General features: G+C 29.3%; 26 protein-coding genes and 2 pseudogenes. 18 read left to right on the plus strand and 10 right to left on the minus strand.

Annotated elements, in window-relative coordinates; all coding sequences use genetic code 4:
- The first annotated feature begins 7 nt into the window (after positions 1–7).
- The 7 genes from AACK91_RS05940 (at position 8) to AACK91_RS05970 (ending at position 8,004) form a co-directional block, all read left to right on the plus strand.
- Complete coding sequence (locus AACK91_RS05940) at positions 8–607, plus strand: hypothetical protein (protein ID WP_338965103.1); 600 nt, start codon at positions 8–10, stop codon at positions 605–607.
- Complete coding sequence (locus AACK91_RS05945) at positions 538–1,524, plus strand: hypothetical protein (RefSeq protein WP_338965106.1); 987 nt, start codon at positions 538–540, stop codon at positions 1,522–1,524. The genes AACK91_RS05940 and AACK91_RS05945 overlap by 70 nt, the downstream gene beginning before the upstream one ends.
- A gap of 103 nt (positions 1,525–1,627) precedes the next feature.
- Positions 1,628–3,592 (plus strand): excinuclease ABC subunit UvrB, encoded by a 1,965-nt coding sequence (gene uvrB / locus AACK91_RS05950; protein WP_338965109.1) that lies wholly within the window; start codon positions 1,628–1,630, stop codon positions 3,590–3,592.
- 39 nt (positions 3,593–3,631) lie between these two features.
- The gene (gene hprK / locus AACK91_RS05955) at positions 3,632–4,555 is read left to right on the plus strand and encodes an HPr(Ser) kinase/phosphatase (RefSeq protein ID WP_338965110.1); all 924 of its coding nucleotides are present in this window, start codon (positions 3,632–3,634) and stop codon (positions 4,553–4,555) included.
- 17 nt (positions 4,556–4,572) lie between these two features.
- Complete coding sequence (locus AACK91_RS05960) at positions 4,573–5,778, plus strand: prolipoprotein diacylglyceryl transferase family protein (protein ID WP_338965112.1); 1,206 nt, start codon at positions 4,573–4,575, stop codon at positions 5,776–5,778.
- Positions 5,762–6,703, plus strand: coding sequence for a thioredoxin-disulfide reductase (trxB, locus tag AACK91_RS05965; RefSeq protein ID WP_338965114.1), 942 nt, complete (start codon positions 5,762–5,764; stop codon positions 6,701–6,703). Before AACK91_RS05960 ends, trxB begins: the two co-directional genes overlap by 17 nt.
- A gap of 65 nt (positions 6,704–6,768) precedes the next feature.
- Positions 6,769–8,004, plus strand: a complete 1,236-nt coding sequence (locus tag AACK91_RS05970) for a phosphoglycerate kinase (RefSeq protein WP_338965117.1) — start codon at positions 6,769–6,771, stop codon at positions 8,002–8,004.
- Positions 8,005–8,041: 37 nt separating this feature from the next.
- On the opposite strand, the pseudogene aguA reads toward AACK91_RS05970, so the two are convergent.
- The 4 genes and pseudogenes from aguA to argF all read right to left on the minus strand — a co-directional run bounded on the left by aguA (position 8,042) and on the right by argF (position 11,613).
- Positions 8,042–9,126, minus strand: a pseudogene (aguA, locus tag AACK91_RS05975) (agmatine deiminase).
- Positions 9,119–10,258 (minus strand): APC family permease, encoded by a 1,140-nt coding sequence (locus AACK91_RS05985; RefSeq protein WP_338965119.1) that lies wholly within the window; start codon positions 10,256–10,258, stop codon positions 9,119–9,121. Before AACK91_RS05985 ends, aguA begins: the two are co-directional and overlap by 8 nt.
- Positions 10,192–10,536, minus strand: coding sequence for an amino acid permease (locus AACK91_RS05990; protein WP_338965121.1), 345 nt, complete (start codon positions 10,534–10,536; stop codon positions 10,192–10,194). The genes AACK91_RS05985 and AACK91_RS05990 overlap by 67 nt, the downstream gene beginning before the upstream one ends.
- A 5-nt stretch (positions 10,537–10,541) precedes the next feature.
- Positions 10,542–11,613, minus strand: a pseudogene (gene argF, locus AACK91_RS05995) (ornithine carbamoyltransferase).
- A 259-nt stretch (positions 11,614–11,872) separates the two neighbouring features.
- On the opposite strand from argF, the gene AACK91_RS06005 reads away from it, so the two are divergent.
- From AACK91_RS06005 to AACK91_RS06025, 5 genes are all read left to right on the plus strand, one after another.
- On the plus strand, positions 11,873–12,088 hold the full coding sequence (locus AACK91_RS06005; RefSeq protein WP_338965128.1) for an Lrp/AsnC family transcriptional regulator: 216 nt from the start codon (positions 11,873–11,875) through the stop codon (positions 12,086–12,088).
- Positions 12,089–12,218: 130 nt separating this feature from the next.
- Positions 12,219–12,341, plus strand: a complete 123-nt coding sequence (locus AACK91_RS06010) for a hypothetical protein (RefSeq protein ID WP_338965131.1) — start codon at positions 12,219–12,221, stop codon at positions 12,339–12,341.
- Between the two features lie 91 nt (positions 12,342–12,432).
- Positions 12,433–14,820, plus strand: coding sequence for a preprotein translocase subunit SecA (secA, locus tag AACK91_RS06015; RefSeq protein WP_338965134.1), 2,388 nt, complete (start codon positions 12,433–12,435; stop codon positions 14,818–14,820).
- A 71-nt stretch (positions 14,821–14,891) separates the two neighbouring features.
- On the plus strand, positions 14,892–15,827 hold the full coding sequence (gene whiA, locus AACK91_RS06020) for a DNA-binding protein WhiA (RefSeq protein WP_338965136.1): 936 nt from the start codon (positions 14,892–14,894) through the stop codon (positions 15,825–15,827).
- Positions 15,828–15,906: 79 nt separating this feature from the next.
- On the plus strand, positions 15,907–17,319 hold the full coding sequence (locus tag AACK91_RS06025; RefSeq protein WP_338965138.1) for an APC family permease: 1,413 nt from the start codon (positions 15,907–15,909) through the stop codon (positions 17,317–17,319).
- On the opposite strand, the gene AACK91_RS06030 is transcribed toward AACK91_RS06025, so the two are convergent.
- Complete coding sequence (locus tag AACK91_RS06030; protein ID WP_338965140.1) at positions 17,309–17,665, minus strand: rhodanese-like domain-containing protein; 357 nt, start codon at positions 17,663–17,665, stop codon at positions 17,309–17,311. The genes AACK91_RS06025 and AACK91_RS06030 overlap by 11 nt on opposite strands.
- Before the next feature lie 160 nt (positions 17,666–17,825).
- Positions 17,826–18,788 carry an IS1/IS1595 family N-terminal zinc-binding domain-containing protein gene (locus AACK91_RS06035; protein ID WP_338965143.1) on the minus strand — a complete coding sequence of 321 codons (963 nt, stop codon included), beginning with the start codon at positions 18,786–18,788 and terminating at the stop codon, positions 17,826–17,828.
- 145 nt (positions 18,789–18,933) lie between these two features.
- Here AACK91_RS06035 and tpiA point away from each other — a divergent pair, with 145 nt between their 5' ends.
- Entirely contained in the window at positions 18,934–19,671 is a 738-nt protein-coding gene (gene tpiA, locus AACK91_RS06040; RefSeq protein WP_338965146.1) for a triose-phosphate isomerase, read from the plus strand.
- Between the two features lie 211 nt (positions 19,672–19,882).
- On the opposite strand, the gene AACK91_RS06045 is transcribed toward tpiA, so the two are convergent.
- The 4 genes from AACK91_RS06045 to AACK91_RS11610 form a co-directional block, all read right to left on the minus strand.
- Complete coding sequence (locus AACK91_RS06045) at positions 19,883–20,845, minus strand: IS1/IS1595 family N-terminal zinc-binding domain-containing protein (protein WP_338963247.1); 963 nt, start codon at positions 20,843–20,845, stop codon at positions 19,883–19,885.
- Positions 20,846–21,477: 632 nt separating this feature from the next.
- Entirely contained in the window at positions 21,478–22,059 is a 582-nt protein-coding gene (locus AACK91_RS06050) for a putative mucin/carbohydrate-binding domain-containing protein (protein ID WP_338965149.1), read from the minus strand.
- A 574-nt stretch (positions 22,060–22,633) separates the two neighbouring features.
- A complete protein-coding gene (locus AACK91_RS06055) occupies positions 22,634–23,425 on the minus strand; it encodes a M60 family metallopeptidase (protein WP_338965152.1) in 792 nt (263 codons plus the stop codon).
- On the minus strand, positions 23,419–23,538 hold the full coding sequence (locus AACK91_RS11610) for a lipoprotein (protein WP_419334755.1): 120 nt from the start codon (positions 23,536–23,538) through the stop codon (positions 23,419–23,421). The genes AACK91_RS06055 and AACK91_RS11610 overlap by 7 nt, the downstream gene beginning before the upstream one ends.
- Before the next feature lie 458 nt (positions 23,539–23,996).
- Here AACK91_RS11610 and AACK91_RS06060 point away from each other — a divergent pair, with 458 nt between their 5' ends.
- The 5 genes from AACK91_RS06060 (at position 23,997) to AACK91_RS06080 (ending at position 26,884) form a co-directional block, all read left to right on the plus strand.
- Positions 23,997–25,529, plus strand: a complete 1,533-nt coding sequence (locus AACK91_RS06060; RefSeq protein WP_338965154.1) for an ABC-F family ATP-binding cassette domain-containing protein — start codon at positions 23,997–23,999, stop codon at positions 25,527–25,529.
- 88 nt (positions 25,530–25,617) lie between these two features.
- On the plus strand, positions 25,618–25,839 hold the full coding sequence (locus tag AACK91_RS06065) for a GIY-YIG nuclease family protein (protein ID WP_338965156.1): 222 nt from the start codon (positions 25,618–25,620) through the stop codon (positions 25,837–25,839).
- A gap of 24 nt (positions 25,840–25,863) precedes the next feature.
- Positions 25,864–25,992 (plus strand): hypothetical protein, encoded by a 129-nt coding sequence (locus AACK91_RS06070; protein WP_338965159.1) that lies wholly within the window; start codon positions 25,864–25,866, stop codon positions 25,990–25,992.
- Between the two features lie 33 nt (positions 25,993–26,025).
- Complete coding sequence (locus AACK91_RS06075) at positions 26,026–26,517, plus strand: hypothetical protein (protein ID WP_338965162.1); 492 nt, start codon at positions 26,026–26,028, stop codon at positions 26,515–26,517.
- A gap of 43 nt (positions 26,518–26,560) precedes the next feature.
- Complete coding sequence (locus AACK91_RS06080) at positions 26,561–26,884, plus strand: hypothetical protein (protein ID WP_040092797.1); 324 nt, start codon at positions 26,561–26,563, stop codon at positions 26,882–26,884.
- The last annotated feature ends 89 nt before the right edge of the window (positions 26,885–26,973 follow it).

Consider the following 26,973-nt stretch of genomic DNA (forward strand, 5'->3'; position numbering starts at 1 on the left):
CCAATAAATGAAAAAATTATTATCATTACTAACAATTTTTTCATTGTCAGCAGCAGTTGGAGTTAATGTTGTTGGTTGCAAGACAAACAATCTTGGTGATTTTCCTGGTAATAATCAAGTTGCGAAGACAGCGGCACCAGCAGTTATCAATGCTGTTAATAACTTTTTAATGTATAATGTTTTATATATTAAAGGTACTTCTGCTGCTGACAATAAGTTTTATTATAATTATCAAGATATTTTACAGAACCAATGAGAGCGTTATCCTTCGTTAGAGGATCCTTCATTAAATCCATGAACAAACAATGACCAAGGAACAACAGCCGTTAATTCACTAGCGGTGGTGTTATATACTGTTACTTTATTAGGAAATAGTAAGGATAAACCTTCGGGAGTTAATGGTGCTGTTGCGAGAATTATGCCCAATAAAAACGGAACATTATTTCAGACCGCACAAAGTTTGGTGCCAACATCAGATTTTATTGATGATGCAATGTATAAAAAAGCAAAAGTTAGTCCTGCTGCAAAAAAATGTTGATGGGTTACTACCAAATTAGTGGCAAAGCAAAAATTCATGAGTATGGTTATTCAATGTTACCTAATTTAAGTGCTGTTGATTTTGGGTGACTTAAAAAAGATTTTTTCACAACCAATGATAGTGAAGCAGATATTACAAAAGTTGTTATTGCTGAATTAGATAAAGAAAGTAACATTAAAATTGATCCTGCTGAAGTTGAATTAGTTGTTAAAACAAGACCAAGCGGTGGAACTGCCGGTGGGAAATTAGTGGTTGGAACTTACGAACTTACTTTGGAAGCAAAAAAAGACGCTAAAACAATTCAGGGATTAGGTAATTTTAAAGTTGATGTTGTTGATAAAGCTAACTTTAAGTTTAATTTAGAAACAATTCCAACAAAATATTTTTCAGTTGATTTAACTGTTGGTAACAAGGTTAGCGATTTAAAAGCAGCGGTTAAAAATTATGTTGAATCATTTGTTGCTCCAGCAGTTGATAAAACCGAAATTGAATATACTGTTGAAAATGAAACTGATGATACAAAAGCATTAACAGTAAAACCATATAAAGTTATTGTGTCAGCAAAAAGCGCGGCTACAACAGTGGATAAAAAATTAGAAATTATAGTTGGAGTTTTAAATAAACCAGTTGTTGACTTAGACTTAACAAAGTTTTCAAATAAAATTCCAGCACCATCATTTTTAAATAGTAATTATAAAGAAGATGACTTAGAAACAGCAGTTAAAGCAGCGGTTTTAAAATGAATGCCACGAGAATATCGCAATGGTGTTACTTTGAATACAACAATTGATGCACGACCAGCTGGTGGTAGTGCTGTTGGTAATTTAGTTGAAGTAAAGTATGCTGTAACAATCACGCCAATTGGTGGTAAAGTTACAGGAACTTATAAAATGAATATTCAAGTTATGAAATTTACAACTAATGAAACAATTGATATTTATTGAGCAGGAGTTGATATTCCAGTTGCCAACATTACGAATGGATAAAAAGTAAAATTAATTTTACTTTTTTTATTTTTAAAATATTTAAAGCGAAGATTGATATAATTAAAGTAGAATAAAAAGAGAGCAGTATAAGGGGGGTGTCATAATGTTTAAACTAATCGCTAATTATTTGCCAGCTGGTGACCAACCATTAGCAATTGAACAATTAACAACAAATTTATTTGCGAGTAAAAAGCATCAAGTTTTACTGGGGGCGACTGGGACTGGAAAAACCTTTACGATGGCAAATGTTATTGAAAATTATCAAAAACCAACATTAGTAATGGCTCATAACAAAACATTGGCAATGCAATTATATGTTGAATTAAAAGAAATGTTTCCGGAAAATCGGGTGGAATATTTTGTTTCAAACTTTGACTTTTATCAACCAGAAGCATATGTTCCTAGCAAGGATTTATATGTTGACAAGGATGCTCGTCAAAATATGGAATTAGATATGATGCGTCTAAGTGCTTTTAATGCTTTAACAACGCGTAAGGATGTAATTGTTGTTGCTTCAGTTGCTGCAATTTATGGTGCCCAAGATCCCAACGAATATAAAAAATCTTTTTTTCAAGTTGATCGTAACCAGAAAATTAGTAAAAAAGCGTTAGCAAATTTTTTAGTATCTTCAGGATATGTCCGAAATGATATTGAATTAATTCCAGGTAGTTTCAGTGCAAAAGGAGATGTCATTAAAATTGTTCCGGGATGAAATATTAAAACTTTTATTCGGATTGATTTATTTGGTGATGAGATTGAAGACTTAGCATATATTGATGGGTTAACTGGTGATGTAACACAACGGTTATCAACCTTAACAATTTTTCCGGCACAAGATTATATTACTTCACCAGAACGATTAGCAGAAGCAATCAAACGGATTGAAGCAGAATTAAAAGTTCGCCTAGCAGAATTAGAACAGGAAGGAAAAATTGTTGAAACACAACGATTAAAACAACGGACAGAATATGATTTAGATTCGTTACGAGAAAGTGGAATTTGTTCTGGGATTGAAAATTACTCACGGCATTTAGATTTACGAAGTGAAGGGGAAGCTCCATATACTTTAATTGATTTTTTTGGTGATGATTTTTTAACAATTATTGATGAATCACATATGTCATTACCCCAAATTCGGGCAATGTATAATACTGATCGCAGTCGGAAAGAAACACTAGTTAATTATGGGTTTCGATTAAAAAGTGCGCTAGATAATCGCCCGCTAAATTTTGATGAATTTAATCAAAAATTAAAGAATGTTATTTATGTTTCGGCAACACCAAGTGATTATGAATTAGCATTAGTTAATCAAAAAGTAGTTGAACAAATTATTCGACCAACTGGTTTATTAGACCCAACTGTTGAGGTAAAAGGAACAGTTGGGCAAATCAATGATATTATTGCCCAAGTTAAAAGTCGCCGTGAAAAAAATGAACGGGTATTTATTACAACTTTAACAATTCGAATGTCAGAAGATTTAACAAGTTATTTACAAGAACAAAATGTTAAAGTTGCTTATTTACATAGTGAATTAAAAACATTAGAACGGAGTCAAATTTTATTAGACTTACGAAAGGGTGTTTATGATTGTATTGTTGGTGTTAACTTGATTCGGGAAGGAATTGATATCCCAGAAGTATCACTAATTTGTATTTTAGATGCTGATAAACAAGGTTTCTTACGTAATGAACGTAGTTTAATTCAAACAATTGGACGCGCAGCACGAAATGCTAGTGGGCATGTTATTTTATATGCAGATAATGTTTCTGATGCAATGGAAAAAGCAATGGCAGAAACAGCACGTCGTCGTCGAATTCAAGACGAGTATAATCAAAAATATCATATTACACCAACGACAATTATTAAAAGCATTCGTGATTATACTAATATTAAAAGTCAGGATGATAAATTACAAAAAATTAAAAATAAAAAATCAAAAGAATATAAAACAGCAAAAGAAGCATTGCTTAACGATTTGCGAAAAGAAATGTATGAAGCCAGTGAGAAACTTGACTTTGAACGAGCAGCAGAATTACGCGATATTATTATTGAAATTGAAGCAGAATAAAAATTTGTGATAGTATTAAACTATGAGGAGGAACTTAGGGTGGAAAAGTTTATTGTAAAAGATATTGTTGATAGATTTGAATATGAAGTTTTAGCAGGAGCAAAAGGACTTAACCGTGAAGTTAAAGTTTATGGTCTTAATCGTCCGGGGTTAGAGTTAGCAGGATTTGATTTTGAAAAAAATAATAGTAACCGTCGGGTAGTTTTATTATCAAATAAAGAGCAATTATTTGTTAATACATTAACTGATGAGATAAAAAAAGAACGTTATGAATATATTTTAAATGAAAACATTCCAATGATTATTTTGACAGAAAAGTTTACGGATAAAGTATTATTAACAATTGCCGACAAGCATGATTGTCCGGTTGTTTTAGCAAAAAATATTACCACAAGTCGTTTGTATCAAGTTGTCCTAGAATTTTTTGATGAACAATTTGCTCCAATAGTGGAAGAACATGCGTCATTAATTAATATTTTTGGGAAAGGAATTTTATTAAAAGGAAAATCTGGCATCGGAAAATCTGAGATGACATTAGAATTAGTTAAAAAAAATCATTTATTTGTTGGTGATGATCGGATTATTATTCAACAACGAAATAATAAGTTGTATGGGCAATCACATGAAATGTTAAAAAATTTAATTGAGGTTCGTGGTTTAGGGATTTTAGATTTAAGCAAAATTTATGGCTTACAAGTTTTATTAGATGAAACAACAATTGATTTAGTAATTGAATTGATTCATCTTGAGGATGAGCAATATAAATCAATCGACCGTCTTGGCTCAGAATATAAATATATTAAAATTTTAGATACACAAGTTCCAATTGTAACAATTCCCGTTACGTATGGACGAAATGTTAGTGAATTAGTTGAAACAGCTGTTTCAAAATTAAAATTAGGAGCAGCTGGTATCTCTTCAATGAAAACATTACAAGATCGTTTTAAAAAATATTCAAAATAGAAAAAGGAGTAGGGCTGGTGAATTTAGGAATATGAATTGCCTATGATACTTATGGGAATTGATTTCGACCATATTGATTTTTAATTTTTTGTGGTTTTGCAATTACAATTATTTTGTCATGAGTTAATTTTTGTAAACGCCATATTCCCACCCAAGGATTATATTTAGGAATCTTTGTTATTTCACCAATTGCTTTATTAGGAGCTAGTTTTTTTGGAAAATACGATGCTAAGAATCCAATTTTCTTTTTTACGTTATTTTCGTTTTGACAACCAGGAATGAGTATTCATGGTGGTTTAATTTTTGGTTTAATAACCGGGTGAATTTGATTTGGATTTGAATCACGGAAACATAATATTTCCATTTGAGTTTATGCTGATTCAATTGTTCCAAATATTTTATTAGCACAAGCAATTGGGCGTTGAGGTAATTTTTTTAATCATGAGTTATTGGGAGCAGCTGTTGCACGAGAGCAATTAATGTGACTACCAAGTTTTATTCGCGACAATTTGTTTAAATGATATGTTCCTGATCCAATACCAAATAATTTTCACCCAACACAAGCGGTCGGAATTGGTGGTGGTCCTGTTGATCCAACTGATTTTAATAATGTGCAATATTTTCAACCAATTTTTTTATATGAATCATTTGCCAATATTTTATTATGAATTTTAATTGTGATTGCATTACCATTAATATTTCGTTATAGTTATTATTGACGGTTTAAAAAAGAAGAACCCGATTTTACGAAACTATCGTGAAAAGGGATTTGAGCAAAATGATATTATGATATTAAACCTGACCCAATGATAGTCAATAACCTATCACAGGAGGTAAATTTAAAAAAAGTTTATTTTAAAAATAAACATAAAATGACAAAAAAACAAGTAATGAAAACTTACTTTAAATATCACGGTGCACTTTTAAAACAAATTTTAAAAGCTGATAAACGAGAGTTAGAAAAAGTAGAAAATCCCCATCGATTAAAGATTTTCCGTTGTGGGATCCAAACAGGAATGTACCTTGCTGGTTATAATATTATTCGGATAATTTTAGAAACACAACGTGATGATCATGATTTATTTATTAAAAATATGCGGATCCTTGATTATGTTATTCTTAGTTTAATGATTGGGATTGGTTTAATTTTAATATTATTTGCACATTGAATAGCTGTTATGAAATGAAGAAAAGGCGGATGATTGTATGAAAAACAATACTAATGAAATATATGATATATTAATCATTGGTGCAGGACCAGGGGGGATAACTGCTGCAATTTATGGGGCACGGGCAATGGCCAAGATTGCAATGATTGAAAAAGGGGCTCCAGGAGGAAAAATAACAAAAACCAGTGAAATTGAAAATTATCCGGGGTTTGATAGTATTCAAGGCCCAGATTTAGCATTAAAAATGTTTGAACAAACCCAAAAATTAAATATTCCCTATTTAGCAGAACGCGTAACAAATATTACTAAAAAAGATAATTTATTTGAATTAGATTTATTATCGGGTAAAAAATTATTTGCAAAAGTAGTAATTGTGGCAACTGGAACTGTTGAACGAAAATTGGGAATTCCTGGGGAAATTGAATTAAATAGTCGTGGTGTTTCGTACTGTGCTGTTTGTGATGGTGCTTTATATCGAAGAAAAGATGTCGTTGTTGTTGGTGGTGGTTATGCTGCAATTGAAGAAGCAATGTATTTAGCACGGTTTGTTAATAAAGTTTATTTGATTCATCGTCGTGACCAATTCCGTGCGGATATGAACATTGTTAATAAAGCAAAGGCTAACCCTAAAATTGATTTTATTGTTGATAGCATTGTAACAGAAATTAAAGATGTTGATGCAAATCGGGTAACAGCAATTGTTGTCAAAAATGTTAAAACTGATGAAATAACAGAATTAGAAGTTAGCGCAGTCTTTCCATATATTGGTGCAATTCCAATTAGTGATTTTGCAAAAAATTTAGATGTCTTAGATGAAAATGGATACTTTATTGTTGATAATAAATGTTTAACAAAAGTGCCGGGGTTATATGCAACTGGTGATGTGACGAATACAACATTGCGTCAAATTGCAACAGCTGTTAGTGACGGGGCAAAAGCAGCGCAATTTGCCTTAGAATATCTTGATAATTGCTGTTAAAAGGAAAAATTTACGATAAGATATATATTAGATAAAGCACAAAAGAAAGTGAGAAAGTAGTTATTATGAATAAAAAAGAATTAAAAGATGTTCAAGTTAATGGGAAAAAAGTTTTAGTTAGAGTTGATTTTAATGTGCCAATGAAAGATGGGCAAGTAACAAATGATAATCGAATCACAGCAGCATTACCAACAATTAAATATTTGCTAGAGCATCAGGCAAAAGTTATTTTATTTTCACATTTGGGAAAAGTAAAAACAGTAGCTGATTTAGAAAAACGTGATATGGCGCCGGTTGCTAAAGTTTTGGAACAAAAGTTAGGACAACCAGTTAAATTTGTTGATGCTTTTGAAGGAAAAGAATTAGAAGCAGCAATTAATGAAATGCAAGAACAAGATGTTATTTTATTTCAAAATACCAGATTTGCTGACATTCTTGATAAAGATGGGCAAGTTAGTGTTGATGATAATGGCAATGCAACTGCAAAACGTGAAAGTAAAAATGATGCAGCATTAGGAAAATATTGAGCGAGTTTAGGTGATGTTTTTGTTAATGATGCTTTTGGAACAGCGCATCGTGCTCATGCTTCAAATGTCGGGATTGCTTCAAATATTAAGGAATCATGCTTGGGATTTCTAGTTGAAAAAGAAGTAAAAATGTTATCACAAGGAGTTGATAATCCAGTTAAACCATTTGTTGCAATTATTGGTGGGGCTAAAGTTTCAGATAAAATTGGTGTAATTGAACATTTATTAACAAAAGCGGATAAGATTTTAATTGGTGGGGGAATGGCATATACTTTTTTTGCCGCCCAAGGTCATAACATTGGAAATTCATTATTAGAAGCTGATAAAATTGATATTGCAAAAGAGTTTTTAGCAAAAGCTAATGGGAAAATTATTTTACCAATTGATGCGTTAGAAGCACCAGAATTTGCTGATGTTCCAGCAAAAGTTACTAACGGAGTTGAGATTGATGAAGGTTATATGGGCTTAGATATTGGGCCAAAAACAATTGAGTTTTTTAAAAAAGAGTTAGCTGGTGCTAAAACAGTTGCTTGAAACGGACCAATGGGAGTGTTCGAATTTAGTAACTATAGTATTGGAACAAAAGCTGTTTGTGAATCAATTGCCGAATTAAAAGATGCCCTTACCCTAATTGGTGGTGGTGATTCAGCGGCTGCTGCAATTCAGTTGGGTTATAAAGATAAATTCACCCATATTTCAACTGGTGGTGGGTCAAGCCTAGAATATATGGAAGGTAAACCGTTACCGGGAATTGAAGCTGTTCAAAATAAATAGGACATAAAAAACGACAATGTTGTCGTTTTTTTCTTTGTTAAAGTTGTTGTTGTGTAATACAGTGAATGTTTCCACCACCCAATAAAATTTCATAAGCATAAATTGTTTCAATCTTATGATGTGGGAAAGCAGTACTAATAATATCAATTGCTTGTTGATCGGTTGCTAAATTAAAGATTGGTAAAATGATTGCACCATTAGTGATGTAGAAATTAACATAACTACCAGCTAAGCGGGTATTTTCTAATCGTGCTTTAACATGTTCTTTGTCAACAATATCACTAGTATCTTCTCTTGTTGTATACATTGGTGTTGGAATTGGCAATTTAATTACTTTAATTTTACGACCCATTGCATCAGTTGTTGTTTCTAGCACTTTGAGGGCATCAAGACTACGTTCATATTGGGGATCATTTTGATAATCAGTTCAGGCCAAGAGAACGGTTCCTGGTTTAACAACACAGCACATATTATCAATATGGCCACTTGTTTCATCATTGAAAATTCCGTAGGGTAATCAAATTACTTTTTTAATATTTAAGTATTTTTTTAAAGCTGCTTCAATTTCTGCTTTTGATAAATCTGGATTACGATTAGGATTTAATAAACATTCTTCTGTCGTATATAAGGTTCCTTCACCATCAACATAAATACTACCTCCTTCTAAAACAAACGAAGTACGATAACGATCAATGTTTAAATAAGCACATACTTCAGCGGCAATTTTATCATCATTATCCCATGGAAAGTATAAGCCACCATTTAAACCTCCTCACGCATTAAATACTCAATCAACAGCATAGACATTACCACTTTTTTTAAAAAGGTTGGACCAATATCACGCATTCAGGCATCGTCGTTTTCGAAGATTAAAATTTTAATGGTTGGATCCAATAATTTTTTGGCAATTTCTTTTGTTCGTGGCGAAGTAATCATTGTTACAGGCTCATATTTATTAATTGTATTAGCAACTTTTGCATATACAATTTGTGCGGGTTCAGCATTTTTTCGTCAATTATCAATTCGTTCCGGGAAAACCATTCAACAGCCTTGGTGTGGTTCGAATTCTCCGGGCATATAATATTCATCATCTTGCGATATTGTTTTTAATAACTTATTCATGTTGTTGTGTTCCTCCTTTTTTATGTTTTCATTTGTTGTAACTAATTAAGATTTCTCCAACAATAATGACGATAATGCTCCAAACAATACAAAAGGTAACGTGTTGCCCGCCACCATTGAAAGCTCAGGTGTCATTCTTAACAATAATACTACCAAAAATAAACAAAATAACAGAAAAAATAATAATAATGGTTGGAAGTAAAACAATAATTCATTGAACTCATAGGGGTCCTTTAATTTTAAATGGCCGTTCAATATTAGGCTTGCTAAGCAGTAATTTAATATAGGCAGGAAAGATTAAAAAGTAAGGGGCTAAAAACATCAGCGATGAAAAAGCATATAAGGTTCAAAATAGGTTTGCAACATTTGGTGTTACTGATAGCATTGCTCCGCCAATTAAAATAACAATAGTTGAAATAATACCGGTAATAATTGATGCTCATAATGGTGTATCATTTTTTAATTTAGAAGCAAAGATGCTTGGAAATTCACCGTCTTCAGCCGCTTCTTTAATTGCTAAGTTTGCGCCAGATGTTCAAGTAATCATTGTTCCAAAGAAAGTAAACAAGATAAAAATAGCAACAATCATTGTAATTCAGGGTGCTTTAAAAGCAGCACCAATTGATTGGATAATTCCATTTGCTTCATCAAGGTGGTTAACATTAACAATAATGTTAACAGCGGCGGTTCCAATTAAATAACAAATAATGATAATAATTACACTAATTAAAATACTTTTTGGAATTGTTTTTCGGGGATTATCAATTTCATCAGTAGCATTACTTTGTAATTCAAAGCCAGAAAAATTATAAATAATAACCGGCAGAAAGATAACACCTGTTGATCAGGAAGGTAAAAAACCAAATTTTGCATCATTAATTGGAGTTGAAACTGGATGCCCATTTGCTAATCAGTAAATTGCACCCGCAATTAAGGCAACAGTTACAATTAATTTTGTGACTGATGTTAAATTTGGAATTGATTTTAGTTTCTCTAACCGAATAAAATTTAATACGATTGTAATTCAAGTTAGCAATAAGGCAATTCCAATTTGAATTCAAAAGTTTAGCGTATTATTAAAAAGGCAAATGATAAGGTACTTGAAAAAGCTAAGTAAACAGATGGCATTCATAGTCCAACGTTAATTCAATATAACCAATTTGTTCGTGCAGCTCATTTTCGTCCAAACGCTTTTTTCACTCAAACATACATTCCACCTTCAGCACCAAAGGTAGAACTTAATTCAGCACTAATAAAACCATACGGAAGAAAATAAAAGATTGCGAGTAAAAATCAATAAATAATTGATGATCATCCAATTTTTGCAGCAGCAGCAAATGAGTCAAGGACAAAAATGGCACTAAAGGTAAAAAGGATAATATCAGTTATTTTTAATTTCTTTGTTTTCATAAAGATTATTCTTTATGATTAAAAGTATAACGTTGTTTTCACGGACGCTGAATATTATATAATCAACTAGTAATATCACCGCTATGATAAATTTTTGTATATTCTGTGGCAATATCGAGGCATTGATAGATAAAGTAAACTAACAAGGCCAGTTGGGCAGTTAAACGGTTTTCAGCTTGTTGAAAAACAATTGATTGAGTTCCATCAATAACTTCATCCATAACTTCAATGTTTCGTGAAGCTGGCAAACAGTGCATAAATCTTGCTTGTGGTCCCGCTTTTGCCATTAGGGAATTAGTAATTTGATAAGTTGGTTTAAAGGCTTTTACACGTTCGTCTGCTTCATCTTCTTGGTCAACTCATCATCATAAATCAGTATAAATAATATTGGCATCTTTAACATAATTTAAATCTTCCGTAATTAAAATACTACCGCTATTGTTTTCTTTAATGTTTGCTTTGGCAATATCAATTCACTCTGGTGGTGATTGATATTTTTTCGGGGCAATATGAACAAAGTTCATTCCCATTTTTGTCGTAATGTGCATTAACGAACTACAAACATTAGTTCGATCACCAATAAAAACAATTTTTAATTTGCTAAAGTCATTATTCAAATACAAGGTTGGGTCAGTGTGTTCTAAGATCGTAAATAAATCACATAAGGCTTGTGTCGGATGATTATAATCACTTAGGCCGTTAAAAACAGGAACATCAGCATTTTTGGCAATTGCCGTTACTGTTTCGTGTTTTCAAGCCCGAATTAAAATTCCATCAGTCATATATATGTGATAAAACTTTAATTGTGTCATAAAGAGACTCTTTTTGGCCAAGATGAATTTCTCCAGGTTTTAAATATTGTGCATGTCCGCCCAATAATGTCATTGCTGCTTCAAAAGAAACCCTTGTTCTTGTTGGAGGTTCTTCAAAAATCATTGCTAATGTTTTATTTTGTAATAAGGGTGGAATTGCACCATTATAACGAGCAGTTTTTAGTTTTTTCATTAGCGTTAATAAATCCAAGATTTCATTCTTACTAAAATCTTGTGTATCAATAAAATGTCGTAATTGATTCATTGTAATTCTCCTCTCTTTGCTTTTATTATATTTTTCTCGCAACATTTTACAAATTAAGATTCTAATTATTTTATAATTAATTAGGAAAAAAATGGATTTTTTTTCGGAAATAAGTTAATATTAAGGCATAAAAAAGGACATTAAAGGATTTTAATCAGTAGCATTAACATTTTAATTATAAAATAATGGTTAAAATAAGGACCTATTGGAATGAAATCAGGTTATTTTGTTTTTTTAATTAAAATTGAGAGGTAATAGTATGATTAGATTGGATGAAATAGATCGGGATATTATTGGGCAGTTGCAAAAAGATAGTCGCATTTCAGTACGCAAAATTAGTAAAACAATTAATATTTCTGAAAAAACAATTCGTATGCGAATTAATAAGTTAATGGGGCAAAATATTATTAAACCTATTTGTATTGTTAACCCAAATGCTTTTGGTTATGTTAATTTTGTTGATATTTTTTTTTAAAATTGAGCATGATGTTGATATTAAAGTTTTACAAGAATTATTACATAATAAAGTTTATGTTTCATACTTATCACGTCATTGACATGACCAAGACTTTGCAATTCAATGTTGGTTTCAGTCAGGAAAATAAATGATTAATTTTATTAGTGAATTAGAGAATTATCCTGGTGTTTTAGATGTTAAGTATTATTTAATAAGTGAGATTTTATGAGATTCTTATTCATGAAAACCAGAGGATAAGAATTATCGTTAATTAACATTGTGCAATAATTATGCGAACATTATTTTTTATGATATAATAAAAATGATTGTTTATAATTGTGTAGAATAGAGGAGATAGTTACATGGCAGTTAGCGACCGTAATATTGTAAAAAAACATGGAAAAATAGCAGATAAGATTATAGCCTTAGATGGAGCAATGCAAGCATTGTCTGATGAAGCATTAAAAGCAAAAACAGCTGAATTTAAAGAGAAATTAGCACAAGGTGCAACATTAGATGACATTTTAGTTGAGGCCTTTGCGGTGGCGCGGGAAGCAGCGCGTCGTATTTTAGGTTTGCATGCTTATTGTGTTCAATTAATTGGGGGAATTGTTCTACATGAAGGTGATGTTGCGGAAATGAAAACCGGGGAAGGGAAAACCTTAACTGCCTTAATGCCAACATATTTAAATGGTTTAACTGGGAAAGGAGTCCATGTTGTTACTGTTAATGAATATTTATCAAAACGGGATTACGATATTAATGGTCAAGTGTTTTCATTTTTAGGTTTAACAGTAGGGTTAAATACTCTTAGTGGAAATAAAGATGAAAAGAGAAAAGCCTATAGTTGTGATATTACTTATACAACTAACGCTGAATTAGGGTTTGATTATTTACGTGATAATATGGTTAAAAACTTTAGTGATAAAGTACAACACGGATTAAACTATGCTATTATTGATGAGGCTGATTCAATTTTAATTGACGAATCAAGAACACCATTAATTATTTCGGGAGGTCGCCAAAATCGAATTCCACAATATCAAGCAACTGATCATTTTGCAAAATCATTGGCACGCAAAAATGATCTTGAAATTGATTTAGAAACAAAACAAGTGTATTTAACGCCAGAGGGAATTTCAAAAGCAGAAAAGATTTTTTCAATTAATTCATTATTTGATATTAAAAATACCGAATTATATCATTTAATTTTAAATGCTTTAAAAGCTAACTTTGTTTTTAAAAATGGAGTTGAGTATGTTGTTCAAAATAATGAAATTATTTTAATTGACCAGTTTACTGGACGGTTAATGCCAGGACGGGCATATAGTGATGGTTTACAACAATCATTACAAGCAAAAGAATATGTTGAAATTGAACAAGAAACAGTAACAATGGCAACAATCACTTATCAAAACTTTTTCCGTTTATATAATAAATTAAGTGGAATGACCGGAACGGCAAAAACAGAAGAAGAAGAGTTTGTTAAAATTTATAATATGCGAGTAATTCAGATTCCAACTAATCGCCCCCTAATTCGTCGTGATGAAGCAGACTATATGTTTGCAAATCGTGATGCAAAAATGCAAGCAATGATAAAAGAAATTCTGACTTTACATGAAAAAGGACAACCAATTCTAATTGGGACAACTTCGGTTGAATCATCAGAAATTGTTTCGCATTATTTACGAAATGCTAATTTAAAATTTGAAATGTTAAATGCTAAGAACCATGAACGAGAAGCGGATATTATTGCGGAAGCTGGAGAAAAGGGGGTAATTACCTTAGCAACAAATATGGCTGGTCGGGGAACGGACATTAAATTAGGTGCAGGAGTAACAGAACTTGGTGGCTTGGCCGTGTTTGGTGTTGAACGAAATGAAGCTCGTCGGATTGATAATCAGTTACGAGGACGTTCAGGACGACAAGGTGATCCCGGATTTTCGCGTTTTTATGTTGCAATGGATGATGAGTTAATGATGCGTTTTGGTGGTGATCGCCTACGCCGCATTTTTGCAAGATTAGGATCAGACTTTATCCAATCACGAATGTTAACAAGAGCAATTTCAAATGCACAAAAAAAAGTTGAAGGAATGAATTTTGATCAACGAAAACACATTTTAGATTATGATAATGTTTTAGCACAACACCGTGAAGCAATGTATGCTCGTCGTGATCAAATCTTAACAGCTACTGATTTAAAACCAATTATTAAAAAGATGCAGTATTCAGCAGCATATGATTTAACAAAAATGTTTGGAAATCAATCACATGGTGAGTGATTTATTCATTATGATGAATTAATTAAAGGTGTTAATGATAAAGTTGTTGCAAATAATGTGTTAGATAAAACAGTAATGGAAAAAATGACGCGAGAGGAAGTTGCAAAATATCTTGCTGAAAAAATGAATGGCTTTTATCGTGCGCGAACAGAAGAAGTTCCTGTTGATGTGATGAACCAAATTGAACGAAATGCGATTATTTCTTCGTTTGATGAATATTGAACAAAGCACATTGATCAAGCAAGTAAATTACGAAGTGGGATTTATTTACGTAGTTATGCACAAACTAATCCGATTCATGCTTATGTTGAAGAAGCGGCAAAATTATTTGAACATATGCAATTATCAATTGCCCATGAAGTTGTTATTAAATTAGCAAATGTTGTAATCCGAAAAGTTGAGGATGGGGGAATTGAACCAATACAAGATTCTGAACAAGAGGTTCGCGAATTTAAACAAAAAGGTTAATTGTCCAAACCACTATGCCAAGATAGTGGTTTTTTCTGTACTATTAAACGAGAATTAAAAGAGGGATAAAAATGAGTTTTGCGTTAGAAGTTAAAGAGGAAATTGTTAAAAAAGAATTTGACCTAATTTGTCAAAAAGCTTTTCTATGTGGTTTTGTTAAATATAATATGACATTAAATATTAGTAACCATTATTTTAATTTTGAAGTTAGTTCAATTAGTAACGCAATTATTCGAACAATTTATATGTTTCTTAAAAACTTATACCACGTTGAAATTGACATTATTATTATGCAAACAACAAAATTAAAGAAACATAAAACGTTTATTCTGCGGATTGAAGAACGGGCAGCTGAAATTTTAAAAGACTTAAATATTTTTGACGCTGACACTAACGAAAAGATTATTACAATTCCAGTTGATTGAAGTGAACGTCAACAACGTGCTTATATTGCGGGGATTTTTGTTGCGTGTGGTAGTGTTAATTCCCCTGAAACAAGTAACTATCACTTAGAGGTACAGTTTATTGATGAAATTTCCGCACAAACTTTTCGTAAATTATTACATAAATTTCATTTTCCTTTTAAAATAATTATGCGACATGATAAATGTGTTTGTTATCTTAAGAAATCAATTTTAGTTTCTGATTTTCTAAAATTAATTGATTCAATTAATAGTGTTTTAGCATTTGAAAATACCCGCATTTCGCGCGATATGGTAAACAGTATTAATCGGTTAAATAACGTTGAGATTTCAAATCAACAGAAGGCAATGAAAGCTGGAGAAGAACAGGCCGTTATGATTAATTATTTGTTGGATCATAATTTATTTGATGAACTAAATGATAATACTCGAAAAGTTGCATTATTACGGGTTGCTTATCCCGATGCATCATTACAAGACCTTTCACTATTATTAGAAAGTGAACATAATTTAGAAATTTCAAAGTCGGGAGTTAATCATTTGTTTCGTGAAATTAAGAAAAAATATTATGAAAACCAAAAATAAGATATGCTATAATTTACTTATCTTTTTTATAAGATATGTTTATTGAAGGTTATGTATTTGAAAATGGAGGAAAAAAATTATGGGAAAAACGAAAAAACATGTTAAGTTCTTTGAATTTTTAACTGTTTTTTCAACGGCTGTTGGAATTACAATCGGAATTGGGATTTATTTAAAAAATGATACTTCTGAGGGCCATGTTTTATATTTTACTCAAAATCCATATTTAGCAATTGCCCTATGAATTTTAGTTGGAATTTTAGGAATTGCGATGATTATGGTTTTTATTGAAATTGCTTCCATTAACACAAAGAGTGGTAATGGAACATTAGCATTATGAGCCAATGTCTTAATTGGTCGTAAGGTTGGAAGTTTGTTTTCAATTTTTTATATCTTTTTTTATTTTCCAATCTTACTAGGAATTTTTCCAATTTTTAGTATTAATGCAATGTTTGATGCGTTAGAAGTAACGAGTATTACGAAGGGAACACAAAATGCAATTGCAATTAGTGTGGGTAGTATTCTTTTAATTTTGTTTTACTTATTAAATATTTTTTTACGAAATGTTGGAAAATGAGTACAAACAATCGGGACTTTTGTTAAATTTATTCCACTAGTGGTAAGTTTAATTCTTGGATTTATTATTCCAATGAGTGGTAACGTGTTTGATACTTTTAAAGAATTAAAATTTGGGAATTTCTTTATGGGTCTTTTGCCGGTGTTATTTTCTTTTGATGGCTTTATTTATGCCGCCGGATTACAAAAAGAAGTTTCTAACAAAAATGTTGTCCCAAAAGCATTATTTGTGGCAATGGTTTTTATTACGGTTTTTTACTTGATTCAAGTTATTTCATTATTTTTAGGAACAAATGATGGAAGTGTTTTTAGTTTATTTAATAACATTATTAGTGGACCAATTGCCCGTATTTTAACTTGATTTATTGTTATTACCGCATTAATGAGTATTAACGGTTTAACATTTGTTTCACCAGCATTGGGACAAACTGTTCAAGATGAACGTCTTGTCTACATTGGTAAAAGAGAACTAAGTTATCAACAAATTGGTTTAATTCAAATGACAATTACAGTTAGTTTTAACTTAATTATTATGGGAACTAGTTTAGCAGTCAAAGATGATCCGCTTTATTTGTTAGATATCTCTTCAAATGCTGTTAGTTTTGTTGCTTTTATTTGTTATATTAGTTTAATTGTTGCAGTATGAGTAAATCGTTATACAAAGCGGGTTGAAGTAACGAAAGTAAAAGGAATGTATTACTATGCTGGTTTTGCGATCTTCTTGTTAGTAGTTTCAATTTGCTATATTATTTATAGTTTTGTTGCTTTTAAAAGTAATCACAATACCTTATATAGTTTAATAATTATTGTTGGAGGAAGTTTAATTTTGTGAGAAATTAATGAATTATTATTAAGCAAAACAGCGCCCCCAGTTCCATACCAAATAAAAACCCCAATGATTAATAAAATTAATCAATAGGGTTATAAGTTAAGATTTTATCAATTTCATCAGTGTGGTGAACTTTTTTTCAGCCGCCCATCAAAATATAAACTTTAAAATTATGTTTTTTTAGCAAACGATATAAGTCAAGATGTGAATGACCTGCACTTGAAATAAAAAGGATTTTTTTATCTTTAATAACTTTTTTTGAATAAATTAAACGGAACAAATGATGAGAAATATTAATACTATTAGTAATATGACTTTCATGTCATTCTTCTTTTGGGCGAACATCTATAATTAATCATTTTTTAGAATTATTAATTTTTGGTAATTTTTTAATTGATTTTGTATTATATTTAATTTGAAATGCTGAAAAAAACATCTTTTCACCTCTTTGTAATATATTATAACATTAAGAAAGTTATTATTTTACTAGGAAATTCTTTAATTTTGTCGAAAACTCTTGATGAAATAAAAAAAATCATCAATATGACAATTTGAAAACTAATTTTGTGTAAGATTATGATTTTGCTTTAAATTTTTTAAACGTTAAAATATAATACCATTGATTGTTGGTTTGGTGTTAAACCTTTGTGTTGGTATTTTCATTTTCAGAGCTTTAAATAATTTTGAATATTAGTGAAACCCAAACCATGATAATGAATTAAGGCTTCTTTAAGACTGGATTGTAATTTACTAATCTTATTTAACTTTTGATAACTAGTATCAGGGTTTGTACTAGTTTTGGTGGAATATAGAGTAGAATTTGTTTGTTTTGCTACTAATAAATATAGTGGTTGCATATCAGAAATAATTATTGATTTTTCTTTAATTAGTTGCTTATTCATATTTTCAATAATCCATTGTTTTTGTAATCTTTTGGTATTGGTGGATTGAACAAAAATATTATTATTGCTATCAACTGCCATTTGAATACAGCATTTGGTATCAGTTGAAAATGGATCGAGATGAGTTTTTCGTTTATCAAATTTATCTTTAAAATTGCCTTTATGAATTTCTTTAATAAATGTTTCATCCATTTGGATTTGACCATTTAATTTTTTAAATTTTAACTGTGTATTTTCTAATTGTTTTGATTGCATTAATTTTTGTCGATTATATCAAGCGGTTTTTGGGGTTGTTTTAATAAAACGAGAAATTATTTTACTAGATTTTCCTAACAATGAAATTTGAATTAATAAATTTCACTGTTCATAATTTAAATGACTTCAATAAGTAAAATGATGACGAAATGCATCAAAACTAGCACGACATTTTTTACATAAATATTTTTGTTTTCCTTCGGAATTATGACCATTTTTAACACAATGAAAAGATTTGCAATTAGGACATATAATGCCTTTATCTCTAAATTTTTGATCAATTTCATTTAAACGTTTTTGTTTTTTAATTAAGTCTGCTTGTTGTTTTATTTTTTCATAAAATTCTAAAAATTGATCATCTGTTAAGCTATTTATTAATTCTGTAATTATTTTTTTCATCATTTATTTACCTCCATATATTAAAAATATACCTAATTTTAGGTATATTTTATAAATATCAAGAGTTTTCGACAAAATTAAAGAGGAAATTTATAAAATTTAAGTATATAATTAAAATGTTATTATAGAAAAGAAACGAGGGAAAAAAATGCGAAAACCAATTATTATTGGAAACTGAAAAATGCATAAGACAACGAGTGAAACAATTGAATTTTTAAAACAAGTTGATGCTGCTTGTGCTAATCTGACATTAGAAGCAGGAGTAGCAGTACCATATGTTAATTTAGCTGTTGCAAAACAATATGCTAAAAATTTAATTATTGCGGCGCAAAACTGTCATTATGAAGATTTTGGGGCCTTTACTGGTGAAATTTCAGTTGATATGTTAGAAGATTTAAAAATAACACATGTTATTATTGGGCATTCTGAGCGTCGTCAAATGTTTAATGAAACTGATGAAACTGTTAATTTAAAAGCAAAAAAATTATTAGCAAAGGGAATGATTCCAATTATTTGTTGTGGTGAAACATTACAACAATATGAAAATAATGAAACTCAACAAATTGTTGAAAATCAAATTGCAAAAGCTTTTCAGGGAATTGATTTGGAAGATGCAAAAACAGTTGTTATTGCTTATGAACCAATTTGAGCAATTGGAACTGGAAAAACAGCAACTGCTGAAATTGCTCAAAAAGTTTGTGCGATAATTCGTACTAAAATTGCTGCGCTTTATGATGAGGTAGTAGCAAGTGTAATTCGAATTCAATATGGTGGTAGTGTTAAACCAGATAATATTAAGGAATTATTAGCACAACCTGATATTGATGGTGCTTTAGTTGGGGGAGCTAGTTTAGAACCACAAACTTTCTTAGGATTAGTAAAATAAAGAGGAATAAAAAGGGACTGAATAATTTTTGCCAGTTATTGTTTTTGAATCCGATGCGTTAAAATAAAAAAAGTTATATTTTAAAAATATAACTTTTATTTTGAAAATGATCTTTAATTTTGTCGAAAACTCTTGATGAAATAAAAAAAATCATCAATATGACAATTTGAAAACTAATTTTGTGTAAGATTATGATTTTGCTTTAAATTTTTTAAACGTTAAAATATAATACCGTTGATTGTTGGTTTGGTGTTAAACCTTTGTGTTGGTATTTTCATTTTCAGAGCTTTAAATAATTTTGAATATTAGTGAAACCCAAACCATGATAATGAATTAAGGCTTCTTTAAGACTGGATTGTAATTTACTAATCTTATTTAACTTTTGATAACTAGTATCAGGGTTTGTACTAGTTTTGGTGGAATATAGAGTAGAATTTGTTTGTTTTGCTACTAATAAATATAGTGGTTGCATATCAGAAATAATTATTGATTTTTCTTTAATTAGTTGCTTATTCATATTTTCAATAATCCATTGTTTTTGTAATCTTTTGGTATTGGTGGATTGAACAAAAATATTATTATTGCTATCAACTGCCATTTGAATACAGCATTTGGTATCAGTTGAAAATGGATCGAGATGAGTTTTTCGTTTATCAAATTTATCTTTAAAATTGCCTTTATGAATTTCTTTAATAAATGTTTCATCCATTTGGATTTGACCATTTAATTTTTTAAATTTTAACTGTGTATTTTCTAATTGTTTTGATTGCATTAATTTTTGTCGATTATATCAAGCGGTTTTTGGGGTTGTTTTAATAAAACGAGAAATTATTTTACTAGATTGTCCTAACAATGAAATTTGAATTAATAAATTTCACTGTTCATAATTTAAATGACTTCAATAAGTAAAATGATGACGAAATGCATCAAAACTAGCACGACATTTTTTACATAAATATTTTTGTTTTCCTTCGGAATTATGACCATTTTTAACACAATGAAAAGATTTGCAATTAGGACATATAATGCCTTTATCTCTAAATTTTTGATCAATTTCATTTAAACGTTTTTGTTTTTTAATTAAGTCTGCTTGTTGTTTTATTTTTTCATAAAATTCTAAAAATTGATCATCTGTTAAGCTATTTATTAATTCTGTAATTATTTTTTTCATCATTTATTTACCTCTATATATTAAAAATATACCTAATTTTAGGTATATTTTATAAATATCAAGAGTTTTCGACAAAATTAAAGAAAATGATTAATTAGATTCTAACTATTTTTAGTTATAATTAAATTTATTAAAATTATAAGCTTTTAAAAATAGGAATAAGTTTGAGAAATTAAATAATTTCTCAAACTTATTATATTGTTTTTTTGTATAATAGTAAAAATCTTGTTTTTTAGGAAGGCAATTTGGTAAAAGATGGTAAATTATGTTAAAAAACTATTAATTTGTTAAATGGAACTGTTCTTACTCTTAATGATGTTAATGTTTCAGTAAAACCAGATGAACATTCTGCTAATTATAGTAAAGGGGTTATAACTCTAGCTCTTAAGGCTGGATCACGCTTATTTGAAATTAGTGATGGTAAAGCAAAAAAATGACAAAGAAAGTAAATTATCTAGTATCAACTCAATTTGATATTGATTCTAATAATCACAGTGCGTTGGAATAATAATAAGGTTAATACTATTTTATAAAAGATAATTTTATGTTATAAAAACTCTGGTATGATTAATATTTGTTTTAATTAAAAAATAGGAAAGATTATTATTAATCTTTCCTATTTTAAATTAATTTTTTTATTTTATTTCAACTAAATTATCATTTTTAATGATATATGTTTTGGGGCCATTTAATGGTTGATATTTATCATTGTTAAAAATTTGAACACGATTTCCTTCGGCAGGAATAATTTCAATTTGATAATTTTCATCATATTTAATGCCATTAGTTAAATCATGTTTTTTAATAATTTCAGCGAAATTTTGATCACCAGTAATAACAATATCTTTTATTAACTCACCAAGATTATTTTTAATTTTAATAGTATAGTACATTTCGTGTTTAAAATAATAATGAATTTCTTCAGAATTACCATCAAATTTAATTACTTTATCTTGTGAATGTAAACCAATTATTCCTTTATATCCATCACTGATTCCTTGGAATACCATTGTATTATTTAATTTGTTTAACTTAAACAAATATTTTTGAATATTTGGAATTTTATTTTTTTGAGCAATTTTCAATTCAACAGGAACTAACAAAGTATTTTTGTCTTTTAAAAATGTGTTTACTGCTGAATTATAATCAGTAGCTACTGTTATTTTTTCATCGTCACTTAAATTAGGCACTGTAAAAATTTTTTTAATTGCACTCATTGTTTTAAATTCATCACCAAAATTTATTGTTACATTTTTTGCAGCAATTTCTTTGGTTGATGCTATTTTTTTATTGGCATAATTTTTTGAACAATTGGGTGCTCTTTTGTTAATTATTCGATGATGTTATTTCAAATTGGTTTTGTTAAACGTTGATATTTACTAATAATATTTTTAGTTTCTTTAGTTGGTGATAAACCTCATTCTTGAAAGAATGGTGCTAAATTATAACCTGATATTTCTGATGTATGAATAATAAAATTTTGAATTTTAACTTGATCACTATTAAGTTCGTTTTTTCTGTATTAAGCATTGCGCGATAAGTTTGATTTAATTGTGGATAAAAGTTTTTGCCAAATGCCATTTGTAATTTTCAAAACATTGCTAGTTTAACTCACAAAGGTTCTTGTTTTATTTTATTAAAATCTCGTTTTTCAATTGGAGTTTGGAAAAATAATTTAATTTCTTTAATGTAATTGAAAATTCGCAATGGAACATTAAAATGTTCTTGGACATATAGGGCACTAATATTATTAGTAACTTCTCCTAAATCGTTTCATTTATATTGGGAACTTTAATAAGTATGACCAGTTTCATGTCATAGTGCTCATTGACCAGAAATTTGATCTAAAAATAAATCTTGTCCAGCTGAAGTACTATTTTGAAACATTATTCGATTATCACTAGCATTAGCATAACCATTACTATCATTTTCGTTGGCAATATGAACATATTGTGGATATTTTTTATTGATTCCCTCATTTGCTTCATTTAAACCAAGAATTTCATTAGTATATTTTCACGTTTTATCTCACCCTGCTAAAATAGCATTAAAATGTTGTTCTAGGCGGGGAAAAACTTTCTTAATAATCATTTCTGTTTGCATTGTAGCAATAAAATGATTAGAAACAAATTCAACAAAAGGAGAATTTGTGTTTAAAACACCATTAATAAAATCATATTGATTAGATTTATTTATTTTAAAAGTTGGCATTTTAATAACAGCATTAGAATTTTCTGCTGTCACGCTAGTTACTTGTAAATCCGTTAGATTATTATCGGCAAGATAAAGAACGCCATCAGTTTCTAAATAAAAAGTAATAAAATTAGCTTTTGTTGGAATTACAAAATGACTAAAAACACTATTTTTGTTTTCATTTATTTTTTTGTATTGTCCTCACTGCCCAATTGATAGTTTAATCTGTCCTAATTCATTGTCTGTTAAATCACGGTTTAATGTTACTTTATAAGTATTGTTTGCTTGTAAATAATATCATGTTGGTTTAAATTCTGAGTGTGTAAGAACACGATTTTCTCGATCAGCAATTTCTCTACTATTTAAAAATTGATAGTTCTCTTTTAACAATTGGTTTGTATTGATACTATACTAGTGTCTGAATAAATCTTGAATGCAAGAATTGTGTTTGTGCTAGTAATTGTTAATCCGGCGGCCCCCAAAATACTCAATAACCTTTTCATGTTATTTTCCTCCTTAGTATTTTAAGTTCTCTAATTTTTATAATTATTTTAAAGTTTAGACTGCTGGCGGTTTATACTCCTTTTTAAGTAAAGACAAGCATTTTGTATGTAAGGCATTAATTAATAATGCTTTCATTAGACAAGCATTATTAAGATTATGAACAAGAGGTTGCATTATTAATTTCACTCCTTTACATATTATTATGTTTTCATTTTATAATCTTTTAAAAAAATGTAAAGAGATGATGAACTTAACACCTTGATAAAACTAATTATTAAATAAGACCGAATATATTTTTAAAAACTAATTCTAAATTTTATTAGTTAAAATTAAGTTTTTTAATAAATGTAAAAATTTCGACAGTAATGTTAAGAAGTTATTTTATATAAAACTTTTATTTTATTTCTATTTTAAAATAAGGTATAATTATATATTGTAATAAGGGATTGAGGTTAAAATGAGTTTAATTAATATTGAAAATTTAAGTCATGCTAACGGTGGAAAGATTTTATATAAAAACGCAACAGTTCGAATTAATAAGGGTGAACATCTAGCATTAATTGGGGCTAATGGAACGGGGAAGACTACTTTATTAAGTATTATTTATGGAAAAATTACACCTGATGAAGGAATGATTGACTTACATCCAAAAGTTAAAATTGGTTATTTAGATCAGCACCAAGAGTTAGATGGTAGTTTGACCGTTGATCAGTTTTTAAAATTAACATATCAACATTTATTTGATATTGAACAAAGAATTCATGATATTTATGAAAAAATGAGTGCTAATTATGATGAAGATGAATTAGTAAAAGCTTTAAAATTACAAGAACATTTAGACCAAAATGGGTTTGAAACAATTGATAAAGAAATTCGTAGTTTAGTTAATGGATTAGGAATTGACCCCACAAGGTTAGATGCAAAGTTATCAGAATTATCGGGGGGACAACGGTGGAAAGTTATCTTAGCAAAATTATTATTATCAGAAAATGATTTTTTATTGTTAGATGAACCAACTAACTTTTTAGACTTAGAACAAGTTGAATGATTGGCAAAGTTTTTGCAAAGTTATGACAAAGCTTTTTTAGTGGTTTCGCATGATATTGATTTTATTAATAAAGTCGGAAAGGTTATTTATGCAATTGAAAATTTAACAGTTAATCGTTATGTTGGAAATTATCAACAGTATTTAGCATTAAGTGAATTAAAAAACGAACAATATGATAAAGCCCAAAAAGGACAAGAACGGTTAATTAAAAAATTAGAAACTTATGTTGCAAAAAATAAGGCTCGTGCTTCAACAGCAAAAAGTGCCCAATCACGACAAAAACAAATTGATAAAATGGAAATTATTGAAAAGCGTCATGAGTTGACTAAACCAAAGTTTAGTTTTAAATATAAACGCCCAGCAAGCACAATCATTGTTAGTGCTGAAAAATTAGAAATTGGTTATCAGTTTCCGTTAATTCAACCACTAACATTTGATATTCGTGATGGTGAAAAGTGTATTTTTCGTGGATATAATGGAATTGGAAAAACAACTTTTTTGAATACGCTAGCTGGAAATATTCCGAGTTTAGGGGGAACTTTGAAACTTGGGAATGGCGTTGTTATTGCTTATTTTCATCAAATTGAAGCAATTATGGATATGACGCCAATTGAATATTTAAAAAATTTATACCCTGAGCTTGAAGATGGGCGCATTCGTAGTATTTTAGCAAACTTTGGAGTTAAAAGTACGTTAATGCAAAATCAAATGATAAAGTTATCGGGGGGAGAACAAACAAAAGTTCGTTTATCAGCGTTATCATTAGAACCATGTAGTTTATTAATTTTAGATGAACCGACAAATCATATTGATGTTTTGGCAAAAGAAGCATTATTAGAAGCAATTCAAGCATTTGAAGGAACTGTTTTAATTACAACCCATGATATTAATTTTAATGTTAATTGAGCAGATAAAGTGCTTGATTTTGAGAAAATGATATAGGAACTAATTATGAAAAAACATTATTTTTATGTGCTAGTTTGTGCTGATAAAACATTGTATGCTGGATATACTGTTGATTTAGTTCGCTGTGAAGCAAGAACATAATTTTGGAACGGGGGCTAAATATACGGCGCAATCAAAACGAAGACCAGTTAAAATAATTTATAGTGAAGAATATCAAACTCGTTCTGCCGCAATGCAACGCGAAGCTGCTTTTAAGCAGTTGTCACGGGTTGATAAAATTAGTTTTTTACAAAAGCAAAATGTTTATTTATCATTTGTAATAAAAACAGATGTGGTAAAATCATAATAGTAATATTAAAACGGGGGTAGGATGGATAACAACATTCAAGTTTTAGTTGATGAGTTAACACAACTATATCAACGATATCAAGTACAATCATTACAAAATGACATTATGATTTGCTTAGATATTTTAAAATACTATGATTTTAGTGATTAAAATAATCAGGTTTTTATTGGCTATGTGTTACGAGTGTTTTATATTTTAAAAGCAAAACTTGAACAAAATATTGATTTAACAACTGATTTATCAAATTTAATGGCAAAAGGATATACAACAGGTAATAACCGGAATATTTTTCGCCGTAAAATTGGAAAGAATCGGCAAGAATTTGAAAATGAGGTTGAATTTTATGTTAACCGAAATTATTTTGATGATGAATATGACCGGTTACAACGAATGCTTTTGAAAAATGGGGCAAAATTAGTCGGGTCCGCAAGTGCTTCTTTAGCTGGTTTTAACTACGAAAAGATTCTAACAAATTCAATTCAATTATTGGATAGTCAAGAGTTAGCATTACGATTACAAAAAATTGTGATGCGAGTATTAAAACCATTTGAAAATGAAAAAAGTCAATTTTTAGCAAAGCAGACAATGGTTAATGAAGATTTGGATGAAACGATAACTAAACGAGAAAATTATTTGCAACAATATAACAAATTATTTAAACAAGAAAATAATTAATTTATATAGTACAATATAAGTAGTTAAAATAAGGGAGGAAAATATGAAACCAGAATTAAAAGAATTATTATTAGAAATTAAAACAAAAATTAATGATGATAAACTTTTTCGCGATTTTGTTGGTGAAATTTTAAATGAAGCTAATTACAATAACTATTATGAACAATCAGTTGCTGATGAAGAAATTGCAGAGCAATTAGTTGAGATTTATTTTATTGAAAATTATAGTAGTGATGAAGAAGTTTCAGAACTAAAAGAAAAAATCATGAAAATTTTATTCTTCTTAGAAGGACAAAAAGAATTAGTTAAAGAATATGCCTATTTTATTGAAAATAAAGTAAGTCAATTTGCTACAGAACTTAACTAATTTTATTAATCTGACAGCAAATGTTAGATTTTTTTAAACTATATTTGCATTATTTTTAAAAAATAATATCATTTTACTATGTTACTTTT

The organism is Spiroplasma endosymbiont of Sarcophaga carnaria (assembly GCF_964019595.1).
Lineage (GTDB): Bacteria > Bacillota_I > Bacilli_A > Mycoplasmatales > Mycoplasmataceae > Spiroplasma > Spiroplasma poulsonii.